The following is a 19,236-nucleotide window of genomic DNA, read 5'->3' as shown; positions in this document are numbered from 1 at the left end:
TAAATTGCGTCATACTCATACCTCTTTTTTTAGCTTCATTCCTATATTTTTCTTTTAGCCCTTTTTTCACCCTCAGACGTATATCATCTGTCTTTTCCTTTATATGCTTCATGCTTGCCCTTTTTTGGGCTTCTGTGTATGGCATTTTATCACCTCGCTATCCACTATATAATATCACACCTAGCTATATGTCCACTATATAAAATGTGCACAAAATATGTTCTCTATATCTGTACAGTTTCACTATTGCATATATGTCCACTATATATTACAATAAAGTTACAAGATCAAACAACCAAAAGAAAGCGAGTGAACATCATGAAAGCAAATCTCAAAAATATAAGGACGGTTACATATGGATACGAAAATTATTAATGGGGGGTATAACAAAATGAAAGAGGTAATTAAAAAGATAAAAGAATTGCAAGAGGAAAGAAATAGAAATCTTGGAGTGAAAGGAAGTAGGCATTTTGACACGATTGGTCTTCGCCGCTTGTGTCCGGACGAATCTGAAAGTTATTCCATTGGCAGTTATTGCAGGAATTCCTACGATTGGAATATAGAATATGATTGTTCTTCATATGATATTGCAGAATACGATATAGATGAAGAACCAGTAGAATTGAGTGGTGTGTGTACAATTGATACATATATTGATCTCGGCTTTGACGATGAGGATGAAATTAAAGAAAAATTAGAAATAGCCGCAAAGAAAGTCTATAGGTACGGGAGTGATTGTGACACATATGCCGTTATATGTGGCGATATGCCACGAGGCGGCAACGATGAGGATGAAATAATTATCAGCAATGCTTTTGTTGTTGATTTTTTGTAAATTTTTCTTATAAACAAAAAGCCTTGAAGTACATCTCCAAGGCTTTTAAACAATACACGAATCCTATATGGATTCGACTTTTTATTTTTATATATTTGTTTCAATCCACAACTTTCGTTGACAACATCATTATATATCAACGAACTAAAAATGTCAACTCAAATTTATTCCAAATACCGACTACTACAATATCCAACAATTACTTTTCCGGCAACACACTTTCCTTTGACTTTATACCAAATTTCTTTGTTTCCATCTAATAACTCTACTTTTGTTCCTTTTGTAAATGTCCCTAATACTTGTCCATTTATAGACGCTGTTTTTCGGCATAATAAGCCACTATTTGCCGTAACTGTAAGATAAGTTGTCTTATGCGTTTTTGATGGCTCTTTCGCACCGCTAGAGGCTAGAAACAGCTTTCGTTCTGCTTCTCTTCTTCTAGCAAGACCAGCAAGGACCTTTCCACCGGCTTTATTCCATTTTAAGAATTCTTCCGCCGCCCCTTTATAGTCTTTCTGATTCAGTTTTCTTAACAGTGTACTTTTTCTTAATGCACTAGATCCGCAGTTATAAGAAAACGATACCAGTGCATCAAACTGGTTTTGATTGATTGGAACTTTTACAATAGCACTTACCGCCTTTTCAAATTGTTCCAGGTCTTTCTTTAACAACTGCTCTGCTTTCTGCTTATTTATCTTCATGCCACTGCAAATTTGCTTTCCGTCTACTTTTCCAGTCGTACCATAGCCGATTGTCCAAACACCAGCAGGGCATTTATATGCAGTTAAATAACACCCCTCAAATTGTTTGATTAAATTGATTCCTGTTTGACTTATTTTCATACTATCATTCCTTTCCATCAAAAAAGACACTCCGAAGAGTGCCGAATCTACTTGTAAAATTTATTTTCTTGTGTTATAGTTAAATTAGAAACGGGAAAACCGCCCACAAAGTGGTTGACCTCAATATTGGGTTTAAAATAACTACCCTGTCCGGTCAAGACAAAGGGTAGTTATTTTTTATTTATGCTTGTTTCTACTTTCTATGTAGGCAAGCAGTGCTAGAACGAAAGTTCCAAATGTCAACATCAAATAGATTGCTTCAAATGTTGTCATATGCACCACCTCCCATCTTTTGTGTGATGAGAGGTCAAACTACCCTGTACACGGTTATCCCTTGTATTCTATTGTAGCATGGTTATTTCTTCCAGGCAATTATTTCTTAATATTTCTTACTGCTTCATATGTCCCAGTCGAAGCGAGTCCACTCGCTAATCCACCTAATAGTATTTCAGGTGTAAAATTCTTATTCAGCCATACGTTCAAAATAACTCCCATTACAGCCATGATAAGCGGTATGTATTTGTTTGGAATAAATTCCAGGCTAGTTTTGATAATATATCCAATTGCCATACAAATAGCCATAACAACCACCACTACATAATCATTTAGTAATTCCATTTTATTCACCCTCTCTCTAAATCTTCGATTCTGTGGTTAATAACCTTTATCTTTTCTTCTTGCAATGCAGTCGATTCTTCTAAACGAAAAGTTCGCTCTACAACACTGTTATGTTTGTCCACCTTCTTCTCTAGTTCCCCTATACGATAAGTGATAAGGCTTATCAATTCCTTACTCTGATAACGGTTGTTGATGACACAAACTAATAATGTAACTCCTGCTGAGATTCCTGCTGCTATAATTGTTTCCATCTTCCATTTCCTTTCTTTTTAAACTAAAAAAGAACCAAACAATTACTCTGCCGGCTCTTCTAAAAGACTGTATACGACTTCCTGTAGATTTTGCAACTTTGGTACCTGTTCTTTTTTGTAGGTACCTTTTTTGATTAGATCCACCCAAATTCGAACTACAATACTATTCTTATTGAACATCTGCTTCACCTTCTTCCTTTTCTTCATTTGCTGGTTGTGTCTGTGATAATGACATAGTTAGTTCTGCCACCGCCTGTTCCATTCCAGTTTGTAATTCTTTGATTTGATTTACTACTTTATCCGTCTGTTCTACCGCCTTGTTCGAATCCATACTTGCCTGTAAGGCTTGGGTTTCTGCTCTTGTCAATCTCTGTTCTGTTGGGTCTTTCTCCTGGATCAACTCAATTTTCTTAGATCCATCTCCTAATAGTGTTATTCCGGCATAGCATACAAATCCGTACTTACTACCTAAGGTTGTTCCCGATTCTGTTTGCAGTTCGATAATATTCAGATTACTCTTGTTACTGAATATTCTATGTAATTCCTCCGCTGTCTTCTCGGTTGTGGTTTCCAAAACTAATGTCCCGTTCTGGATTTCTACTGCTTTGCATGTTAAGGTTGTGTTGTCTAATAATTTAATTTTTGTCATGGTTTTTCTTCCTTTCTACATTCTATTTACACACATATATAATTACACTCGATGCAATAACAAGTACTCGTATCTTCGGAAGGTAGACCGCCTTCAAGCTTGATTATTCCATCCTTTAATGTCCTTATTTCAAATATTTTATCTCCAAAACTTAAACAATGAATTTCATTGCTTAGTGGAATATATGGTAATTCACATATTATTCCTCCGGGTGTTCCTGTTCCTCCTTTTAGCAAGAAATTAATGTGAACCAAATTTCCTGTTCTTCCGATTACTCCATAAGTTGAATCACCCCAAAATTCAAAGCCATTTTGTAACTGTAGAACTTCTTGAGGTTTCAGAACTTCTCTGTCATCACTTGTCATGATACGTGTCCATTTCGATACTAGGTCATCGTGCTGCGTTCGAATATAGAATCCTTTTTTATCATATCCGTTTGGATATATATCTTTGGATTCGCTGTAATAAGCTTGTATCGCAATTTGCGTACATCTTTTAGCTTCTCCATATGTAATTGCATTATAATGATAACATCTATGGTCTCCTGGAAGTGGGTCATACTCTCCTTGAACGCTTCCGAAAATTCGATGATAGGTTATTCTTCCTTTCCACATATCAGATGGGAATTTGGTAAAATGTTCTAAAGCTTGTGCACCGAGTGCTTCGTTAATCTTATCATTTAGTTTCTTTCCCTGTACCGCATCTAGTGCAGCAACCCCAGCAATTTCTGTTTCTAGGTTGTTTGCTAATTCATAACCGCCTGGATTGCGGTTAAAATGAATATTGACTGGCATTTTCTCACCCCTTTCTAATAGATTTCTGCATCTACTGTACCAGAAACATAATATCCTATATCATTTTTCAATACAGCACTGGAAATTATTTTTGAAATACAGCTACAATTTGCTACAACTTCTTCATATGATGTAGTTGCTGTACTCCCAGCATTTTTTATTTCTAATTTTACAGTTGGCCAAAGTCGTTTTTCTACTTTAAACGGGATTGATGACAACCCACCATCTGCATATGGCAGAACAACATAAGAATCTATTTTTTCATAGTATCTCTGGCATTTTAACAATTCAGTTGCAGGGTCCGGTGGTACAAACGGGGTTGCTAGTGAACCGACTTCTAATTTCGCCCATTCAATCCACATAAAGTCCCCTTCTGCTGCCCCTCTATCTGTAATAATCGATACATATTCGGGCCTACAATCTGTAGCAGTTACTGTTATAATCTGCCAATCGGTAGTCTCTTTACTTTCCTTGGAATAAGACTTCGAACTACCAAATATTTCAATTCGGCACTGTAAGTCTGCTCTATCTTTTTTTATTTTCATAGATAAGGTATACGTGTGTGCAAACTTTTGATATTCAAATGGTTGCTTTACCCACATACAAGCTTCTTGAGTACTTAGATTCAAGAGCTTTGTATATACTTTTTTTTGCAGAGAAATACCATCTGGAATCATCCATCGGTCAACCGTATAACCACTAGAAGAGTAAGTATTCTCTCCTCTCTGATTAATTTGAAAGTCAGGATTAATCAACAGGTTAGGATTGCTAAGGCAAGCAATCTTTCCGTCCAAAATCATCCCTTGATAAGCGTCTAATGCTCCTACTCCTGCGTTCTCTGTCAGTAAGTGATTAATGAGTGGTATCGTAGCACCTCCGCCGGCACTCGGTACACTGGTATCTCCGATTAACACAAGTATCGGTATGTCAATTGCCGGCTTATGTTGTGCTTGCAGGATAATCGTGCCGGCTGTCTGCTCTGCATCCTCTATCTGTGCTGACTGGAGAGCCGTGTATTGTTCCGCTGTAATATTCTCTGCAGGCACAAGGGTTATGGTATTGTCTGCTGTTACTTCTTCCAGCTCGATTGTGTAGGTATAGGGTGCTGACTCGCCTGTCCAATTCGCGGCTAGGAGAATTACTGGGTTCTGTGTGGTTCGGTCGGCTTTTTTCCCTTCCAAAGCTGAAAAATTATCATTCAAAACAGCTACATCAACGATTTCATCTTCTTTAATTTCTCTAATTCTTCGCATCTATCACTACCTCTTTCACTTCACACCATTTATATTTATTTATTTTTTTCCATGTTGTCGATTTCATATCTCCCCATGTGTTGTATTTTAATTTTACTTGAATCGTCATATTTAGCGGAATAATAGCATCTAACATGCTTTTTACTTCTTTTAATTTTACTTTTTGAAATAGTTGTACATAACACGTGATATTTTCCGTGTCATGATCTATTTCCAAAATGTATCCATCTTCTCCACATAGAGAATCTAACTTATGCCTTAATCCACGTATTGTATAAGGCAGTTTTTGAAAGATTCTGCTTTTTACTCGAAATCTTCTTTCATCTAATGTATCTGTATCACTTTTATTTATTTTCAGAATTGCTTCCCATTTTTCCATCAACTCTTCCGTTGCTGTATCAATGGTCATATTGTTTTCTATTTTCTTTAATGCTACATTTAATTTTTCATCTCGTTTATCATTTAATTCGTAAATGATTTTTATTTCTTTTATGTTTTCGATTATTTTTGGTGCATTAAATGACATCAATCTCTCCCCTTGTTGGAACTTCGTTCCATTCTAGCTCTATATTTTCGTTGCTTCCGTTAATTTCAACAGAATTTATATCCATGATTCCATCTAATTTTGCCAAACATGCAATTATCTGGAAAACTCGTACAGTTAGTTTTTCTGAATTTTCCCACCCTTTCCTCACTTCTCCTAAATACCCATCTATCGCACTTTCTATATAACTTTTCATTCCTTCTTTTTCTGTTTCTTCTTGAAACTGAATTTTTGCTCTTATATTAAGCTTTTTTTCCTTTGCACTATACACAATTACCGAATGTGCAATCGGTGCAAAACCTTCCCCTTCTCCGTGATTTTCTTCTGGGTCTATAGCTGTCTGGACTCTCTGAATCAATTCATGAGAAGGGACGTTATAATTCGCATCCAAAATAGTCGCTGTTATGTATCCTGTTTCTTTTTCTCTTCTTTTTATTTTTACTGCTCCTACACCCTCAAAATCATGAAAAAACTTAATGTATTGGGAACGATTCCCGCCAAAATCTTTTACATCATAAGAATTAAGGATTTTTTTCCTTATTTCTTCGATTGATTCTGCATTTTCAGCCGGAATCAATAACTTTGTTATTTTTCCGCCTTGCCAATTTTCAATATAGTCAATGGGGGACAATTCCCCAAACATTGTATTGCCTATTGTTCCTGCGGTATCACATTTTAATTTATACGAATATCCTTCTATATTCTCTATAACCATATAATCAAGATCATTTCGTGTGAATCTAGTTCCTATTTCAATTTCCTGTTCAAAATCTGCCTGTAAAACCGCATTTGTTTCTTGTTTTATTTTGATTCCTCGCTCTTTTGCATAAGACAAAAGATGCTCTTCATCCATCGTTTCCGGTGTTAGATTTTCATATATGTACTCTAGGGCAATATAGACTTCTTCTAATTTCAACGCTTGTTTTGCACAAGCATTGTAAATTAGGCTTCCTTCTTGTGTGTTGATTCCGTCCGGCATATCATCCATCATTTCCGACATAATATTTTCATATGTCATATTTTCAAACATCTATATCCCCCTCTCCATAATCTGTAATAATACGAAAACGGAGTCTGACATTATCATCTATAACATCACACTCCACATCTTCAATTCCTGTTATATATTCATTGGTCGACAGGCACTCCGTTATAAGCCGTTCTGCTTCTGCATTGATATATTCTTGATTACACGAATGTTCTTCTATTAATGTTTCTAACTCATTCCCATAATCCCAGCTATATTGAAGATACCTATATCGCTCTGTATGTAATGCAAGCCATGCCCATGTCTTGATTGCTTCCAAACCTGTTACAACTTTTCCAGTTAATTGTCCGGTTTTGAAATCTATTTCGTACTCTTTTGGTTCGCTATCTTCCTTTTCAATTTCTTCTGTTTCTTCCTCTGTATCATCTATATCATACGGAAACATATCATTCCCTCCCAACTATCAAAAATTCAGTATCTGTTATCGGGTATAAGAATACAACGTCTCCTTTTTTCAATGGTTCAATGTATGTACTTCTATCTTCTCCATCTACGATTAAAACTCTCGAACATATTTTCTTTTTATATTCTACTGGAATCACTAGGTCGTCTTGTAGGTATTCCTGCTCTCCAATCTTGCAGGACGAGGAAGAAGTCATTACACCTTGTAGTAATCCATTGTTTTGTTTTTTTGCCGAATCTCGTATCATTAATACTAATTTTTCATATCCTGTCATTTCGCAATTCTCCTTCCCATCAACCAGTGTTGAACATAATAACTACCTGCCAAATTGCTAATTGTTACTGTTCCTGCACCAGAGCTGCAATGAATGAACTGATTATTACCCAAATAAATTCCTACATGGCTTACCCCATAAGAATAACCGCTATTGTAAGTATTTTTAAACATGACCAAATCGCCCGCTTTTAAGTTTGCTTTTTCTACTTTTGAGCCTTTTTTAACCTGTTCATTCGTTGTACGTCCGATGTTGATTCCTGCCGCCGTTTTGTAGACATATTGTGTAAAACCACTGCAATCTGATACACCGCCAGCCGGGTTACTTGCCCCCATTTTATATTTCACTTTTCCCTGAAACGATTTTGCTGTTTCAATGATTTTGTTGATTTTTTCATTATCTGTCTTTGTGTTTGAGCTACTTTTCTGTTCTTCCGTTTCTGTGTTAACCGAAACACTTTCCATCACATTTTTAAATGCCAGTTCAAGTGACATTTTATGAATCCCGTTTTCCCATGTATGGGTATCGGATGTTATCCAGAACCTCCCGGTTAACCCCGTTCCCTTATCCCGTATTTTTATACTTTTTCCAGAAGTAGCTTTTATATTTCCAAGTGCTTCAATTGAGGCACTTTGTTCAATTCCTTTTAACAGTGCTTCTGCTGCTGTTTTTGAATTGACACCTTTTTCCTTCGTTATCGTTTCTTGATAGATTCCATATTTTTTCACCCAATCGTCTTTTTTGATTACTCCAGTGCGTTTCCCTTTTTCATCAAAAATAACAACTTGGTTCACCATGGAATCCAATGTCTTGCTATAGCTACTTGATAAGATGCTCTCATCTTGACTCAGCAACACTCCACTCTCTGTTCCTTTTTCGATGACGCATAACCTTGTCCCGTCCATCGTAGGCATATATTTCTTTTTGGTCTGTTTACTGGCTTTCCTATACGCTCCTAATATGATGTTGTAATAAGCCTCTTCTCGTGGATAAAATTTAGGAATATTGATTTTTGTTTTCTCAATATCCCCCACTTTGATTCCTATTTCCTTGCAAACAGATCTTGTTATGTTCTCTGCCGATGTATTACGGAAATTTCGACTTGTCTTACTTTTTAATAGGTGATTCATGAAATCCATTGCTTTTATGGATGCTGAACCTTTTTCGCCTGTCCGTTCTATTGTTGTTATTTCACCTAGAAACACTCTTTTATTCCCGACATACAGACGTACAATATCACCTAATTTTATTTTCAGATTTTTAAAGTTTTTGTCGTGATGGTTGCTCGCAATAGAAAATTCTAATGTCCTTGAGCATTGTGTATCTGTGCCAGACCATGTTGCTGACATGACATATTCTGTTATCCATGTTTCTCCCAGTTTTATTTTCAAATCTTAATCACCAGCTTTTGTCCGATTTTTAATTTGTTCGGATTGCTTCCAATCACTTGTTTGTTTTGATTGTAAATCGCTCGCCAATTATCACTCTTTCCGGTTTCTCTTTTTGCGATATTCCATAAGCAGTCCCCTTTTTTCACAACATATGTTTTTGTTTTCACTTCTTTTGATGGACGTTTTCCTTCATTTGTTGTTACTTTTTTTGTTGTTTTACTTTTCTTTTCTTTTTTCTTTGCTTTTTCTTTTATTTGTTTGTATTCTTTTAGCTCAATTGTAAAGTTTACGTCTTTTGAGCTGTCGTTTTCTCCGTAAACCAAGCTTTCGATTGTGCATGGAAAATGTATATTGGTGCCTGTAATCGTAATTGTTAGCACGCTCCCTTTCCATGATTCCAGTTTTTTAATGTATTCCCATGGCTTTTTTGTTACCTTATATTGGCAAAAGGAATAATTTTGGGCAGGAAAAAAGGATTGCAACGTTAAAGTTCGCAATCCTTTCTTTCCAATTAAATTTTTTTCCCCACCTGCTGTTGTCGTAATTGTTTCATTGTGTTGTGGACTTGTTACTTCGATTGATTGTGGTAGAACAGGAAACCGAAACCCTTTTCCGTTCTTTTTAAGCCATATCTGCAATCGTAACACCTCCTGTATTGTCTGATACTTCAAGAATTCTCTTTACAATTCTTTCAGCAATTCTGTCTATATCTGCATCTTCTCTCACCACGATTGTGTCTGCTAATTTTGCAATTGAAATAGAAGAGCCGCCTTGCTTTCTTCCTTCCTCTCTTGCCATTCTTAACGATTTGTCGTGTGGGTATACTCTTGAACCCTTTGGCAAGTCTACAATCTCTGCACCCCTATCGTGAATCATAGCGGTACCGCCCTGCCAGTTCGATGTTCCTTTGTATAACATTGGAATTGTAGGTACTTCAAAATGCAATTTTTTTCCACCAAGCCCCGGCACCCAATCTGGAATATCAATTCCCAGCTTATTAATACCTTTAATAGCTCCATTGACAAGTCCAATTACCGCATTAAGCGGTGTTTTGCACAATCCAACCAGTGCTTGAAATGTACCCTTGAAAATGTCTTTCACTCCGCCCCATGCTTTTTTCCAGTTTCCCGTAAAAACTCCTAAAACGAAGTCCGTAATACCTCCTAATGCTTTCATTACTCCAGAACCAATCTCTATAATTCCATTAATCAAACCACTTGCATAACCAATAATTGCAGAAAACGCAACCTTAAATCCGTTCACAAATGTATGCCCTATAAACGACAGTATTGGTTGTAATGTTTTTTTCATTTTTTTTGCGGATTTTCCAATATTGCCAAACATTTTTGATGCGGACTCTTTCATTCCCGCGATTCGTTCTTTTAGCTTATCCACATCAATCCCTGAATTTAAGAAAACATTTTTTATGGTTTGTCCTAAACTTTTTGCAGCCTTTTTTAATTTGTCCCAGTTCTTGTAAACCAATATTCCCCCTATTACAATTGCCGCTAAGACTGCAATCACAGAACCAGTAGGACCCAAAAACGTAAATAAAGCTTTTCCTACTGTTCCAAACATGCCCCCTAATTTTGCAAGTGGAGAAAATAATTTCATTGTCATTTTCCCAAATAATCCAAAACTTTTATTAAATGCTTTGAACGGCAAACTTAATAGCTTTGATTTTCCAACAAACGTTACTATTCCGGCTCCTGCTTTTTTAAGCGGAGATAGTAAAAAACTTACTCCTTTTCCTATCCCTTTCATCCCTTTGCTTAAAACACCAAACCCTTTCGGTGCCGGAATATGGATTGTTTTTAAAATCTGGGAAGCTTCTTTTGCTCTCCCTGATATTACAGGAAGTTTTCTTCCAAATTTTCCAAGTTTTTCTATACTCTTTCCGACACCATCTGTCAGTTTTCCAAAAGCGAAAATAGACGGACCTACCGCCGCTGCCATTAATCCTAACTTGATTATATGATCTTGCTGTTTCGGGCTTAACTTGTTGAACTTATCAGCCAAGTCCTGCAATTTTTCCACTGCTTTTTTCACATGAGGCGTCATCCTCTCCCCGAAAGACCTAGCAACGGCTTCTACGGTTGATTTTAGTATAGTTAATTGACCGATAAGATTATTATTGGCAATGTCATACATTTCCTTGGCTGCACCATTTGAGTTTCTTACTTCCTTTGTAAGTTTTTTAAAATCCTTATCCGAAGCATTGATAATAGCCAACCAACCAGACATTGCTTCTTTTCCCATAATTCTAGCGGCTGCTCCTGCCTGCTCCGCTTTGGACAGACCTTCTACTGCAATCTGTCCTTGTTTCATAGCAACTAGATTTCGTTTTTCCTCTTCGGTCATTTTTGCCAGTTCTTTTTTCTTATATTGGCTGCTTAACGCACTATTAAGTTGCCCCTCATCATAATCTTTGATGAGTTTCAAACCTTCACTCAATGCAGCCTTATTTCGTATTTCTTCTTCTGTCATTCCAGCAATTGCTTCTTTCGCAGAGTCTTTCGCTGCCTTCCCCAACAATGTTTCAATATTTTCTTGTTTTTCTGCATCTGACAGCGTTCCCATTTTATCTCTCAGCATTTTCATAACGCCCATTAATGACTTCATTTTTCCGCCCTTTTTTTCTATAGAGATGCCGAGCTTGTCCATCATAGCTTTTTGTTTGTCTGTTGGGTTTACTAGATTGACCATAGCCGCCCTTAGCTGTGTTCCTGCTTGGCTTCCCTTGATTCCGCTATTCGCCATTAATCCAATGGCTACAGCAGTATCCTCTATCGAATAACCTAATGAGCCGGCTACTGGAGCAACGTATTTGAATGTTTCTCCCATCATTCCAACGTCTGTATTAGCTCGTCTTGCAGTTTGAGCTAATACATCAACGAAGCGGTCTGTATTATTGACTTCTTTCTCTACCCCGTTTTTCATAACTTCGGATGTTTTATCTGCTTCTAATCCGAATGCTGTCATGGCATCTGTTACAATATCACTCGTTTTTGCCAAATCTTCCCCACTTGCACCGGCTAAGTACATAACACCCTCAATTCCGCCAAGCATTTGTTTTGTTTTCCACCCAGCCATTGCCATATAGGAAAAGGCATCTGCACTTTCTTTTGCTGAGAACTTTGTTTTCGCACCCATTTCTTGGGCTTTTGCAGAAAGTTTTTCTATTTGCTTTTCCGTGGCACCAGATATAGCTTGTACTTTCGACATTCCTTTTTCAAATTCTGCTGCCGTTTTGACCGCTCCAACACCCAGGGCAACAATTGGCATCGTAACACTTTTTGTAAGAGCAGAACCCACTTTTTGCATATTGCGTCCTATTTTCTGAACGTCTTTCCCTACCCTTTGTATCTGCCTACCACTGCGTTCTAGCTTGCCAATTGCGTTATTCATCGGGCGAGAGAATTGGTCTGTGAATCGAAGTGTAGCGTCTATGATTCTTGACACATCATTCCCCTCCCTCTAAGACATTGTTATATTCTTTCTCCTTATCCTCTAGCTCCTTTATCATGAATATTTTCATAATCATTTTTTCGTTTTGTCCCATGTTTGCATACTCAATGGGACGAATATTTTTGAAACGGAAAAGGAAGTACATAAGCTGTACTTCCCCGTCCGTTTCAATTAGTTTTTTATTGTTTCTTCCATTTCCTCATTGTCCTCTGATGATAAATTATAAATTTCATCAGAAATCATGTTCATTTCCTTCCCGAATAGTTTAATTGCTAATTCTTTTGGTGTTGCACAACCAAAATGTTTTAACATGTTTTCATCTTTTAAACTTGGATTTACCAGCCCTTCTACGATTGTTAACGCTTTTACATCAAATGCCTTATCGATATCAAAGTTTCCTTTTTTATCTATTTGTTCCCCAAGAAGATTGTTCATTCTTCTCGCCGGAATTTCTTGAATTGTAATTTCTACTGGATCGGACTCGCCCAAAATTTTTGCTAGTCTTTTTGATTTTATCGTTTTCTGCTCTAATTCCTCTGCCTTTTTTACATCTGCCTGTAATAACTTTTCAACTAAATTCATTCTTTTTCTCTCCTTCTCGATATGTAATTATTTTTATTAGATGCTTTCTATAATTTCCCAATCCTCAAATGAGAATGGAATGGATTCTTCTCCAATTTTTCTTGCTTCCCAGTTTGCAAGTGTTAGTTCGTCAAACGTGCAGCCTGTTAATTTAATTCGTTCCGTTCCCGCTGCGTCTGGGTCACTTAGCTTAGTAATAATGGTGGAAGTAGGTGTTTTCCCCTTTTTAAACGCATCTGATAATTTTTTAATGAAAAAAGAATCTACTTTATTCATTTTGATTGTCCCTTTTCCTTCCATTCCGATATTTTTATATCCTTTGGAACGCTTTCCTACCTGTACAACTTCCGCTTTTTCTACTGTTACTTTCGCTTCTAATCCTGTGATTTGTGCAATGTATTCGTTGTCAATCCATAATTCTCCATTGGAACCATTGATTGTTTGACTCGCTTCATAGTGTTTCATTTTTTTCCTCCTACACTTCTATTGGTAATGTTATTTCTTCCATTACGTCATAGATTTTAATTTTTGATTTTAAGAATACCTTTTCATCCGTCTCTGCTTTTTTTATTTCTTCTTCCGTCATTTCTGACGTATCAATTTTTATTGATTCTAGGTATTTTTTGGTTGCTTCGGTGTCAATCTCAATACTTGCTTGTGCAATGATTTCCTCTTTCATAAGCTCTGTATAGTAATCTTGTATTTCCGAAATCAGCAAACATTTATTGTCGAATGAGTTTGGCATTTTCCCGATGTATTTGTCTTGTATTGTCTTTTTTACTGATTCTGTAATCGCATCCATTGCTTCTACAATTTTTATTTTTTTAAATTGTCTTCCTTTTGTGTCTGTTTCTGTTGTCAAAGAATTTACACCCCTGACAACTTTTACTTTCTCTCCATCATGATATACGATTAATTTTCCTTCTCCGATTGCTTCGTTCATTTGTTCTTCCGATAAGCTCGTGCAGTCTGTTAATTCTTCTAACACTGCATAAGTGCAGGAGCTTTTTAGGTCAGTTCCTGCCAGCAATCCTGCAATTCTGGCACAATACTGTTCCGTTGTATAACTTACATCGTTTTTATACACTTTTTCTGTTGCGTAGTTGATAATGAACTCGCTATCTGCCACATAATTTGGAAGCACTGCCTTAAATATTTTTTTTCTTTTTCTTTGTTTTGCAATCCAATCTGCAATTACTTTTGCTTTCCCATCTGTTTCCACTGTTGGAACAGCTAGATACTGAAAACGTTGCACCTCCAACCAGTTTAATGCTTCCGTATAATCTTCTTCTGCTCCGATAAGGTAACAAATCGCTTTTTGTGGTCGTTTGTTGTTTCCCATTAATGCCAATTTGATTTGTTCTTTATTCGTTTCTGATAGGCTCAGCTTTTCTATCTCATCATCTGGTAATACCTCAAAATTCCTTTTCTGTTCCTCTTTCAATTCCTCTCTTAATATCAGTGCAACCGTTCCCTGCTCCTGTTTTTTTGTTTCTTTCACCGCTTTTTGTGCGAAAGTAATGTCAATGACCGGCATCCCGATTGTTCCCATTTTTTCACTCTCCTCCTGTAATTTCTACTGAACGCATTAACATGGCACGTTCTGTCTCTGGTTCAAATTCTAAAAAAGAGAAGTCGAACATTATTTGTAAAATATTGTTCGCTTCTCCTGTATACCCATAATGGTAATTTTCAATTTTTATATAACGTCCTTTTACTTTGATTGTCATGTCGCGTTTTCGTTTTTTATTATCTGTACAACGCAATAACTGACGGATTTCTTCTACTTTTTTTAGATTGTCTGTTTCATTTACCTTTTCTGCAAAGTAAGTAATATATACGGCATACTCTTTTTTTATTAAATTTGCCGTTGCATCCTGCTCTTTTTCCAGCCTCATATCAACAAAAAAAGAAGGTCTTTTACAGCCTTCCGAAACTTCAATCCCATAATATTTATAGCTTTCTGGCGGATACTTTGTTTTGAGCAGATCCAAAATAGCCTTTTTTAATTCAATTTCGCTTATCACAAATTGCACTCCTCTAATATTTCATCTACCATCTTTTTCATTTTTTCTGGAACAATTTCTTTATAATCTCCTCTTACTTTTTTTACGATAAGTCTTCCTGGAACAAATCCTTTATTTTTTCCTCCGTTTTTTCTACTCTTGCCTTTTCTCGTTTTCGGAAGAATAATTTCATGCCCATTTTCTATCAAATGAAAATGCGGAGCTTTTGCATAAAAATCCACTTCCATACCCATTCCATATCCATGAACTTTTTCAACTTTATATCCCTTTACAAGATTTCCACTTTTTTTATTTACTGCTTTATACGTTTCTTTTATTGTATCTTTTTTGAATTGTTTCCCTAGTACTTCTAAGGTTTCTTGTGCCTTATCGGGATATGCCTTTACCGCTTTTTGCAAATCATCTTTCAACTCTTCTAATCCGCTTAAGTCGATTTCAAAATCAGCCATGTTTCACCTTCTCTGTGCATTGCATTTCTAGTATCAAATCTGATTCTTCCACATTTATAACAGAATTAATTTCAAATATTTTCTCCTTATATTGAATTAACATATCTGATGTAATTCCTTTTATGTATCTCGTTGTGATTTTGTATACAACTTCCTCTTGCACTTTTTTAGCTTCCCAGTATTCTCTTCCTCTCAAAGGCTTAATTGTCGCCCATACCCTTTTATATGGTTTCAGTTCTTGTGTTGACTGCCCCATTTCATCTTCACTTTCTTGATATGATAATATCGTGATTCGTTTATTTAATTTTCCGATATTGATTCCCATAATTACTCCTTACAATAGGTTGACCGAATACATGTCCAAAATTAACATCACTGTTTTATTTAATTTTGTATTTTTGTAATCCAGGTACATGTTTCTATTGTCATACATGTCCCCTATTAATACTAATGCAGCTATTGTTATATCCTCATGTTCTTCTATCTCTGTTTCTGTTAATCCTGTATAGCTCTTCACAAGTTCGACTGCTGCCATTTTCATTACTTCTAATTCTTGTATTGTTTCCTCTTCCGGATCATCAAGTTTTAGATATGTACTTAGGTAATCCGTATTTATTTCACTAACTTTCATCTTTTTTTCCTTTTTTCGCTTTCTTTACAGGTTCTATATATCCAGCCTTTAGTAAGTCAGAAAAAAGGGCATCTTCTTTGATGTCCCTTTCTTCCCCTTCATACATGGAAATGCGACCTGAAAAGCTAATAAGTGCCTTTACCACCATGCCGCTTCATCTCCTATTCTGCTTTCATTTTTAAGGCTGAAATTTTTTGATTATTTTCAATTTTAGAATCCATTTCAAGCCATGCAACTACACCAATTGAATGTTGTGTTGCATATTTTTCTCGCAACACCTCTAAAGTTATGTCTTCTGTAACTTTAATTGCTAAACCTGTCATATCTCCGTAATATACAACTGTTTTTCCTGCCCCCATCTCTGGCATTGTATCAGTTGTATAAACATCCTTTCCGAGCAATGTGTAACCCCACTTAGAAGAAATATCTCGATTTAAGAGATAATTTCCGTCATTATCTTTTAATTTTCGGATTGCATTTCTTGTCTTTCGGTTCATGATCCAAATTGAACCATTTTGGAATGTATCTGGTACACTATCTTGTGTATCCATCAATTCATCAACTGTAATGGCAATCGCTGAATTGGCAGTTACAACTTGAGTTGCTTTCGAAAGTCCTTCTATTTTAGTTTCGGTACCTAACAATAATTCTTTTTCAATCCATTCTTTTGCCGATTCTGCCACTTTTTTGATGATAAAATTCATTAGGTCAAAATTGCTATTGTTGAGCAGTCTCTTTGAAATTTTTGTAAGTACTCCCGCCAAAAATCCTGTTAAAGAAATACTGGTTAATTTTCCACTTGTAGCTTCCAATTCTTGAAATTCATCCGCATATGACATTGTAATTTGTTGCGTTGATTCATCGTAGTAAGGAATTGTCAATGTTCCACCTACGTTATATCTTGTTGCCATCTCAAAAATCGGACAAATGTCTTTTACCCGTTCAATAATTTTATTTGCAATACTTGTAGGAATAACTGCCCCATTATCCCCAACTGTAAAATTACTGTCTGACCTTTCTTCTGTAACAATCCCCTTAATATAATCTGTAAATGCTCTTACTTCTTTTTCTTCTGGTTCAATGTTTTCTTTTTCTTTTGTTTTCTCTGGCTCTCCAATCTTTCTCGCCCGATTTTCTAATTCGATTGTTTTATCAATATTTTTGATTTTTTGTTCTAATTCATCGAATTGTGTAGCTTCTTCTTCTGAAATAGCTCGATTTTCTTGTTTTGCTTTTGCAATAATCTGCTCTAATTGTTCTTTTAATTCTGCTCGTTGTTCTGATAGAAGTTTTAATTCTGCTCTATATTCTGCTACTCTTCTTTGTCTGTTCATATTTTCCTCCATAAAAATAAGCACTCACTAAAGTGCCTTTAATCTCTTTTCATATTTTTCATAGTTTTTAGTTTCTAAATTTTCCGTGGTAGCTTGAAACTCTTCTCCTCTCTGTTCCTTTATGATTTCTTCTTCTGCTCGTTGTTCAATTGAGGTACCGACATAACAAGGATTCATTCTGGTATCAATAATTGATACTTCAAATAGTTCCAGTTCTGATACGCATCTTCTTGGTATTCCCTCGCTACGTTCTTCTATGGTATCTTCTTTTACATACATACCAAAAGACCAGCCTCTTAATTCGTTTTTTCTTGCTTTTTCAATTACTTCTGGGTCAGTTACTGTGCAAATCGCTCTCAAACCGATATTATCCTCTTTTAGCTTAAGATTTCCTTCTTTTGTAGAACCCAGTCTTTTGTTTTTATCATGATCCAACAGCAATTCTATATTTTCTGCTCGTTTCAACGCTCTTTCAAATGCTCTTGGTTCTATTTGCTCAACGCATTTCCCTCTTACCGTAATAATGGGGCGTGAATCACGTCCAACTGCATTTACGTAGCCATCAAGCAAAACACTGTCATTTCTAAGTTCAATCCTCATCGTTCTCACCACCTTTCAATGTTGTTTTTCCTAAATTTTCTTTTGCGTTTGTATTCGGTGTATATATTTCCTTAGTTTTTGGATTGTAAAGAACTGAGTCTAGTCCTAATTCAATCCAATCAATTCCTAATGGCTCTAAATCTTCTTTTTTACGAACCTCATCTGGTTGTAAAAAATGTGATTTAATTCCAATTTCATATGCTTTATATCTTTCTTCCACATCTCCTCTGCTAACTTCTTTTAGATCAAAGGCAAAATAATAACCCTCTGTCTTTTCTTTTTCAGTCAGAAGGTCACGATTTAACGAGTTGCTTATAATCTCAGTCAAAGGTTTTATACAATATTTTATAAAATTTTTATTATCTTCTTTTGTTGCATTACCCTTAATAATGGCATTTGGTATATTAAATAACATACTCATTTCTTTACTATTGCTTTCTTTGTTTTCGTTTAGCTGCATTTCTACCGATGTATTCGAAGATTCTTGGAACTTTAATCCATTATTTAGAATAACTACATTGTCTTCGTTATTTCGATACAAACGTTCCCACGCTTCTTTTAATTTATCCAATGCGTGTTGTGCTAAATTTTTTTCAGATAACAAAAAACCTTTTTTGTTTCCGCCTTTTTTTACGAGATTATTTTCATATCTCATTGATTCATAGGCGATACTAAAAGCGGTTGACTGCTCTTCTACCATACTAATTCCCTTTGCTCCATCTTTTGTATTACGAAGAATTTTGATAAAATCATAAGGTTCATACATAGAACCACGAACCAGTATTTTGTAATCTTTCCAGATTGGATTCATGATTTCTGTTGTACTTACCTCTTCTTCTCTTACATAATGCAGCGAAGCAACTTTGGTTCCGACTTTGTTGATATAGATATACGCTCCTTTGCCAAAAAAATAATCTTCTATCACCGCTTTCCAAAATTGCTTACCCGTCATAGTGTCTTTTGTGTCTTCATTTAACAGATATAACCTATTGTCTTGTTTGACCTCATTTACAACCTGTTTTCCCTCTTTTTCCTCTTTTTTATATAATCGTATTGGAATTGTTCCAATTATTTCACCAATTTTATTTACACTTGCATACACAGACGGAATCTGCAATGCTTTTTCTCGTGTCAAATTGTCATTTCCTAACAACGCATTTACAAACGCACTTTCTTCTTTTGATTCTTCTTTTGGCTCTGCTCTTTCCTCTTTTTTATGAAATAACAACATATATACCTTTCC

General features: G+C 35.8%; 27 protein-coding genes. 1 reads left to right on the top strand and 26 read right to left on the bottom strand.

Annotation, left to right across the window (positions count from 1 at the left end):
- Positions 1-355 precede the first annotated feature (355 nt).
- Entirely contained in the window at positions 356-835 is a 480-nt protein-coding gene (locus tag FYJ58_RS04810) for a hypothetical protein (RefSeq protein ID WP_235912554.1), read from the top strand.
- A gap of 164 nt (positions 836-999) precedes the next feature.
- Here the strand turns inward: FYJ58_RS04810 and FYJ58_RS14705 are convergent, their stop codons facing one another.
- The 26 genes from FYJ58_RS14705 to FYJ58_RS04690 form a co-directional block, all read right to left on the bottom strand.
- Positions 1,000-1,677 (bottom strand): glycoside hydrolase family protein, encoded by a 678-nt coding sequence (locus FYJ58_RS14705; protein WP_235912553.1) that lies wholly within the window; start codon positions 1,675-1,677, stop codon positions 1,000-1,002.
- A 177-nt stretch (positions 1,678-1,854) separates the two neighbouring features.
- On the bottom strand, positions 1,855-1,950 hold the full coding sequence (locus tag FYJ58_RS15295) for a putative holin-like toxin (protein WP_154518049.1): 96 nt from the start codon (positions 1,948-1,950) through the stop codon (positions 1,855-1,857).
- 99 nt (positions 1,951-2,049) lie between these two features.
- Positions 2,050-2,259, bottom strand: coding sequence for a phage holin family protein (locus tag FYJ58_RS04795; RefSeq protein ID WP_235912552.1), 210 nt, complete (start codon positions 2,257-2,259; stop codon positions 2,050-2,052).
- 41 nt (positions 2,260-2,300) lie between these two features.
- The gene (locus FYJ58_RS04790; RefSeq protein WP_154518043.1) at positions 2,301-2,546 is read right to left on the bottom strand and encodes a hypothetical protein; all 246 of its coding nucleotides are present in this window, start codon (positions 2,544-2,546) and stop codon (positions 2,301-2,303) included.
- A gap of 42 nt (positions 2,547-2,588) precedes the next feature.
- On the bottom strand, positions 2,589-2,726 hold the full coding sequence (locus tag FYJ58_RS14700) for a hypothetical protein (protein ID WP_205839154.1): 138 nt from the start codon (positions 2,724-2,726) through the stop codon (positions 2,589-2,591).
- Positions 2,716-3,195, bottom strand: a complete 480-nt coding sequence (locus FYJ58_RS04785; protein WP_154518040.1) for a hypothetical protein — start codon at positions 3,193-3,195, stop codon at positions 2,716-2,718. The genes FYJ58_RS14700 and FYJ58_RS04785 overlap by 11 nt, the downstream gene beginning before the upstream one ends.
- A 26-nt stretch (positions 3,196-3,221) precedes the next feature.
- A complete protein-coding gene (locus FYJ58_RS04780; RefSeq protein ID WP_154518037.1) occupies positions 3,222-3,989 on the bottom strand; it encodes a hypothetical protein in 768 nt (255 codons plus the stop codon).
- Positions 3,990-4,003: 14 nt separating this feature from the next.
- Positions 4,004-5,242, bottom strand: a complete 1,239-nt coding sequence (locus FYJ58_RS04775) for a hypothetical protein (RefSeq protein ID WP_154518034.1) — start codon at positions 5,240-5,242, stop codon at positions 4,004-4,006.
- The gene (locus tag FYJ58_RS04770) at positions 5,229-5,768 is read right to left on the bottom strand and encodes a putative phage tail protein (RefSeq protein ID WP_154518031.1); all 540 of its coding nucleotides are present in this window, start codon (positions 5,766-5,768) and stop codon (positions 5,229-5,231) included. The genes FYJ58_RS04775 and FYJ58_RS04770 overlap by 14 nt, the downstream gene beginning before the upstream one ends.
- Positions 5,758-6,816, bottom strand: a complete 1,059-nt coding sequence (locus tag FYJ58_RS04765) for a baseplate J/gp47 family protein (RefSeq protein WP_154518028.1) — start codon at positions 6,814-6,816, stop codon at positions 5,758-5,760. Before FYJ58_RS04765 ends, FYJ58_RS04770 begins: the two co-directional genes overlap by 11 nt.
- Positions 6,809-7,219 carry a DUF2634 domain-containing protein gene (locus tag FYJ58_RS04760; RefSeq protein ID WP_154518025.1) on the bottom strand — a complete coding sequence of 137 codons (411 nt, stop codon included), beginning with the start codon at positions 7,217-7,219 and terminating at the stop codon, positions 6,809-6,811. Before FYJ58_RS04760 ends, FYJ58_RS04765 begins: the two co-directional genes overlap by 8 nt.
- A gap of 1 nt (position 7,220) precedes the next feature.
- Positions 7,221-7,511 carry a hypothetical protein gene (locus tag FYJ58_RS04755; RefSeq protein ID WP_154518022.1) on the bottom strand — a complete coding sequence of 97 codons (291 nt, stop codon included), beginning with the start codon at positions 7,509-7,511 and terminating at the stop codon, positions 7,221-7,223.
- Positions 7,508-8,902, bottom strand: coding sequence for a C40 family peptidase (locus tag FYJ58_RS04750; protein ID WP_205839153.1), 1,395 nt, complete (start codon positions 8,900-8,902; stop codon positions 7,508-7,510). Before FYJ58_RS04750 ends, FYJ58_RS04755 begins: the two co-directional genes overlap by 4 nt.
- Positions 8,899-9,540 (bottom strand): LysM peptidoglycan-binding domain-containing protein, encoded by a 642-nt coding sequence (locus tag FYJ58_RS04745; protein WP_154518020.1) that lies wholly within the window; start codon positions 9,538-9,540, stop codon positions 8,899-8,901. Before FYJ58_RS04745 ends, FYJ58_RS04750 begins: the two co-directional genes overlap by 4 nt.
- Positions 9,524-12,364: a phage tail tape measure protein gene (locus FYJ58_RS04740; RefSeq protein ID WP_154518017.1), complete on the bottom strand. Its 2,841-nt coding sequence runs from the start codon at positions 12,362-12,364 to the stop codon at positions 9,524-9,526. Before FYJ58_RS04740 ends, FYJ58_RS04745 begins: the two co-directional genes overlap by 17 nt.
- A gap of 177 nt (positions 12,365-12,541) precedes the next feature.
- Complete coding sequence (locus FYJ58_RS04735; protein ID WP_154518014.1) at positions 12,542-12,952, bottom strand: phage tail assembly chaperone; 411 nt, start codon at positions 12,950-12,952, stop codon at positions 12,542-12,544.
- 36 nt (positions 12,953-12,988) lie between these two features.
- Positions 12,989-13,417: a phage tail tube protein gene (locus FYJ58_RS04730; protein ID WP_154518011.1), complete on the bottom strand. Its 429-nt coding sequence runs from the start codon at positions 13,415-13,417 to the stop codon at positions 12,989-12,991.
- Between the two features lie 10 nt (positions 13,418-13,427).
- On the bottom strand, positions 13,428-14,504 hold the full coding sequence (locus tag FYJ58_RS04725) for a phage tail sheath subtilisin-like domain-containing protein (RefSeq protein ID WP_154518008.1): 1,077 nt from the start codon (positions 14,502-14,504) through the stop codon (positions 13,428-13,430).
- A 4-nt stretch (positions 14,505-14,508) separates the two neighbouring features.
- Positions 14,509-14,979, bottom strand: coding sequence for a phage tail terminator family protein (locus FYJ58_RS04720; protein ID WP_154518005.1), 471 nt, complete (start codon positions 14,977-14,979; stop codon positions 14,509-14,511).
- Positions 14,976-15,428, bottom strand: coding sequence for an HK97 gp10 family phage protein (locus FYJ58_RS04715; protein ID WP_154518002.1), 453 nt, complete (start codon positions 15,426-15,428; stop codon positions 14,976-14,978). The genes FYJ58_RS04720 and FYJ58_RS04715 overlap by 4 nt, the downstream gene beginning before the upstream one ends.
- The gene (locus FYJ58_RS04710; protein WP_154517999.1) at positions 15,421-15,753 is read right to left on the bottom strand and encodes a phage head closure protein; all 333 of its coding nucleotides are present in this window, start codon (positions 15,751-15,753) and stop codon (positions 15,421-15,423) included. Before FYJ58_RS04710 ends, FYJ58_RS04715 begins: the two co-directional genes overlap by 8 nt.
- Before the next feature lie 9 nt (positions 15,754-15,762).
- Positions 15,763-16,059: a head-tail connector protein gene (locus tag FYJ58_RS04705; RefSeq protein WP_154517996.1), complete on the bottom strand. Its 297-nt coding sequence runs from the start codon at positions 16,057-16,059 to the stop codon at positions 15,763-15,765.
- Complete coding sequence (locus FYJ58_RS14695; RefSeq protein ID WP_205839152.1) at positions 16,049-16,207, bottom strand: hypothetical protein; 159 nt, start codon at positions 16,205-16,207, stop codon at positions 16,049-16,051. The genes FYJ58_RS04705 and FYJ58_RS14695 overlap by 11 nt, the downstream gene beginning before the upstream one ends.
- Positions 16,208-16,220: 13 nt before the next feature.
- On the bottom strand, positions 16,221-17,393 hold the full coding sequence (locus FYJ58_RS04700; protein ID WP_154517993.1) for a phage major capsid protein: 1,173 nt from the start codon (positions 17,391-17,393) through the stop codon (positions 16,221-16,223).
- 27 nt (positions 17,394-17,420) lie between these two features.
- Complete coding sequence (locus FYJ58_RS04695; RefSeq protein ID WP_154517990.1) at positions 17,421-17,993, bottom strand: HK97 family phage prohead protease; 573 nt, start codon at positions 17,991-17,993, stop codon at positions 17,421-17,423.
- Complete coding sequence (locus FYJ58_RS04690) at positions 17,983-19,224, bottom strand: phage portal protein (protein ID WP_154517987.1); 1,242 nt, start codon at positions 19,222-19,224, stop codon at positions 17,983-17,985. Before FYJ58_RS04690 ends, FYJ58_RS04695 begins: the two co-directional genes overlap by 11 nt.
- Positions 19,225-19,236: the final 12 nt, after the last annotated feature.

The sequence above is a fragment of the Velocimicrobium porci genome (assembly GCF_009696045.1).
Taxonomy (GTDB): Bacteria; Bacillota; Clostridia; order Lachnospirales; family Lachnospiraceae; genus Velocimicrobium; species Velocimicrobium porci.
Note: the sequence above shows the minus strand (reverse complement) of the source record. Positions and strands in the feature narration are given on the sequence as shown.

Bases quoted from the DNA above. Each gene is read 5' to 3' on its own strand.
- FYJ58_RS04810 (WP_235912554.1), top strand. From the start codon at position 356: ATGGATACGAAAATTATTAATGGGGGGTATAACAAAATGAAAGAGGTA.
- FYJ58_RS14705 (WP_235912553.1), bottom strand. From the start codon at position 1,677: ATGAAAATAAGTCAAACAGGAATCAATTTAATCAAACAATTTGAGGGG.
- FYJ58_RS15295 (WP_154518049.1), bottom strand. From the start codon at position 1,950: ATGACAACATTTGAAGCAATCTATTTGATGTTGACATTTGGAACTTTC.
- FYJ58_RS04795 (WP_235912552.1), bottom strand. From the start codon at position 2,259: ATGGCTATTTGTATGGCAATTGGATATATTATCAAAACTAGCCTGGAA.
- FYJ58_RS04790 (WP_154518043.1), bottom strand. From the start codon at position 2,546: ATGGAAACAATTATAGCAGCAGGAATCTCAGCAGGAGTTACATTATTA.
- FYJ58_RS14700 (WP_205839154.1), bottom strand. From the start codon at position 2,726: ATGTTCAATAAGAATAGTATTGTAGTTCGAATTTGGGTGGATCTAATC.
- FYJ58_RS04785 (WP_154518040.1), bottom strand. From the start codon at position 3,195: ATGACAAAAATTAAATTATTAGACAACACAACCTTAACATGCAAAGCA.
- FYJ58_RS04780 (WP_154518037.1), bottom strand. From the start codon at position 3,989: ATGCCAGTCAATATTCATTTTAACCGCAATCCAGGCGGTTATGAATTA.
- FYJ58_RS04775 (WP_154518034.1), bottom strand. From the start codon at position 5,242: ATGCGAAGAATTAGAGAAATTAAAGAAGATGAAATCGTTGATGTAGCT.
- FYJ58_RS04770 (WP_154518031.1), bottom strand. From the start codon at position 5,768: ATGTCATTTAATGCACCAAAAATAATCGAAAACATAAAAGAAATAAAA.
- FYJ58_RS04765 (WP_154518028.1), bottom strand. From the start codon at position 6,816: ATGTTTGAAAATATGACATATGAAAATATTATGTCGGAAATGATGGAT.
- FYJ58_RS04760 (WP_154518025.1), bottom strand. From the start codon at position 7,219: ATGTTTCCGTATGATATAGATGATACAGAGGAAGAAACAGAAGAAATT.
- FYJ58_RS04755 (WP_154518022.1), bottom strand. From the start codon at position 7,511: ATGACAGGATATGAAAAATTAGTATTAATGATACGAGATTCGGCAAAA.
- FYJ58_RS04735 (WP_154518014.1), bottom strand. From the start codon at position 12,952: ATGAATTTAGTTGAAAAGTTATTACAGGCAGATGTAAAAAAGGCAGAG.
- FYJ58_RS04730 (WP_154518011.1), bottom strand. From the start codon at position 13,417: ATGAAACACTATGAAGCGAGTCAAACAATCAATGGTTCCAATGGAGAA.
- FYJ58_RS04725 (WP_154518008.1), bottom strand. From the start codon at position 14,504: ATGGGAACAATCGGGATGCCGGTCATTGACATTACTTTCGCACAAAAA.
- FYJ58_RS04715 (WP_154518002.1), bottom strand. From the start codon at position 15,428: ATGGCTGATTTTGAAATCGACTTAAGCGGATTAGAAGAGTTGAAAGAT.
- FYJ58_RS04710 (WP_154517999.1), bottom strand. From the start codon at position 15,753: ATGGGAATCAATATCGGAAAATTAAATAAACGAATCACGATATTATCA.
- FYJ58_RS04705 (WP_154517996.1), bottom strand. From the start codon at position 16,059: ATGAAAGTTAGTGAAATAAATACGGATTACCTAAGTACATATCTAAAA.
- FYJ58_RS14695 (WP_205839152.1), bottom strand. From the start codon at position 16,207: ATGGTGGTAAAGGCACTTATTAGCTTTTCAGGTCGCATTTCCATGTAT.
- FYJ58_RS04700 (WP_154517993.1), bottom strand. From the start codon at position 17,393: ATGAACAGACAAAGAAGAGTAGCAGAATATAGAGCAGAATTAAAACTT.
- FYJ58_RS04695 (WP_154517990.1), bottom strand. From the start codon at position 17,993: ATGAGGATTGAACTTAGAAATGACAGTGTTTTGCTTGATGGCTACGTA.
- FYJ58_RS04690 (WP_154517987.1), bottom strand. From the start codon at position 19,224: ATGTTGTTATTTCATAAAAAAGAGGAAAGAGCAGAGCCAAAAGAAGAA.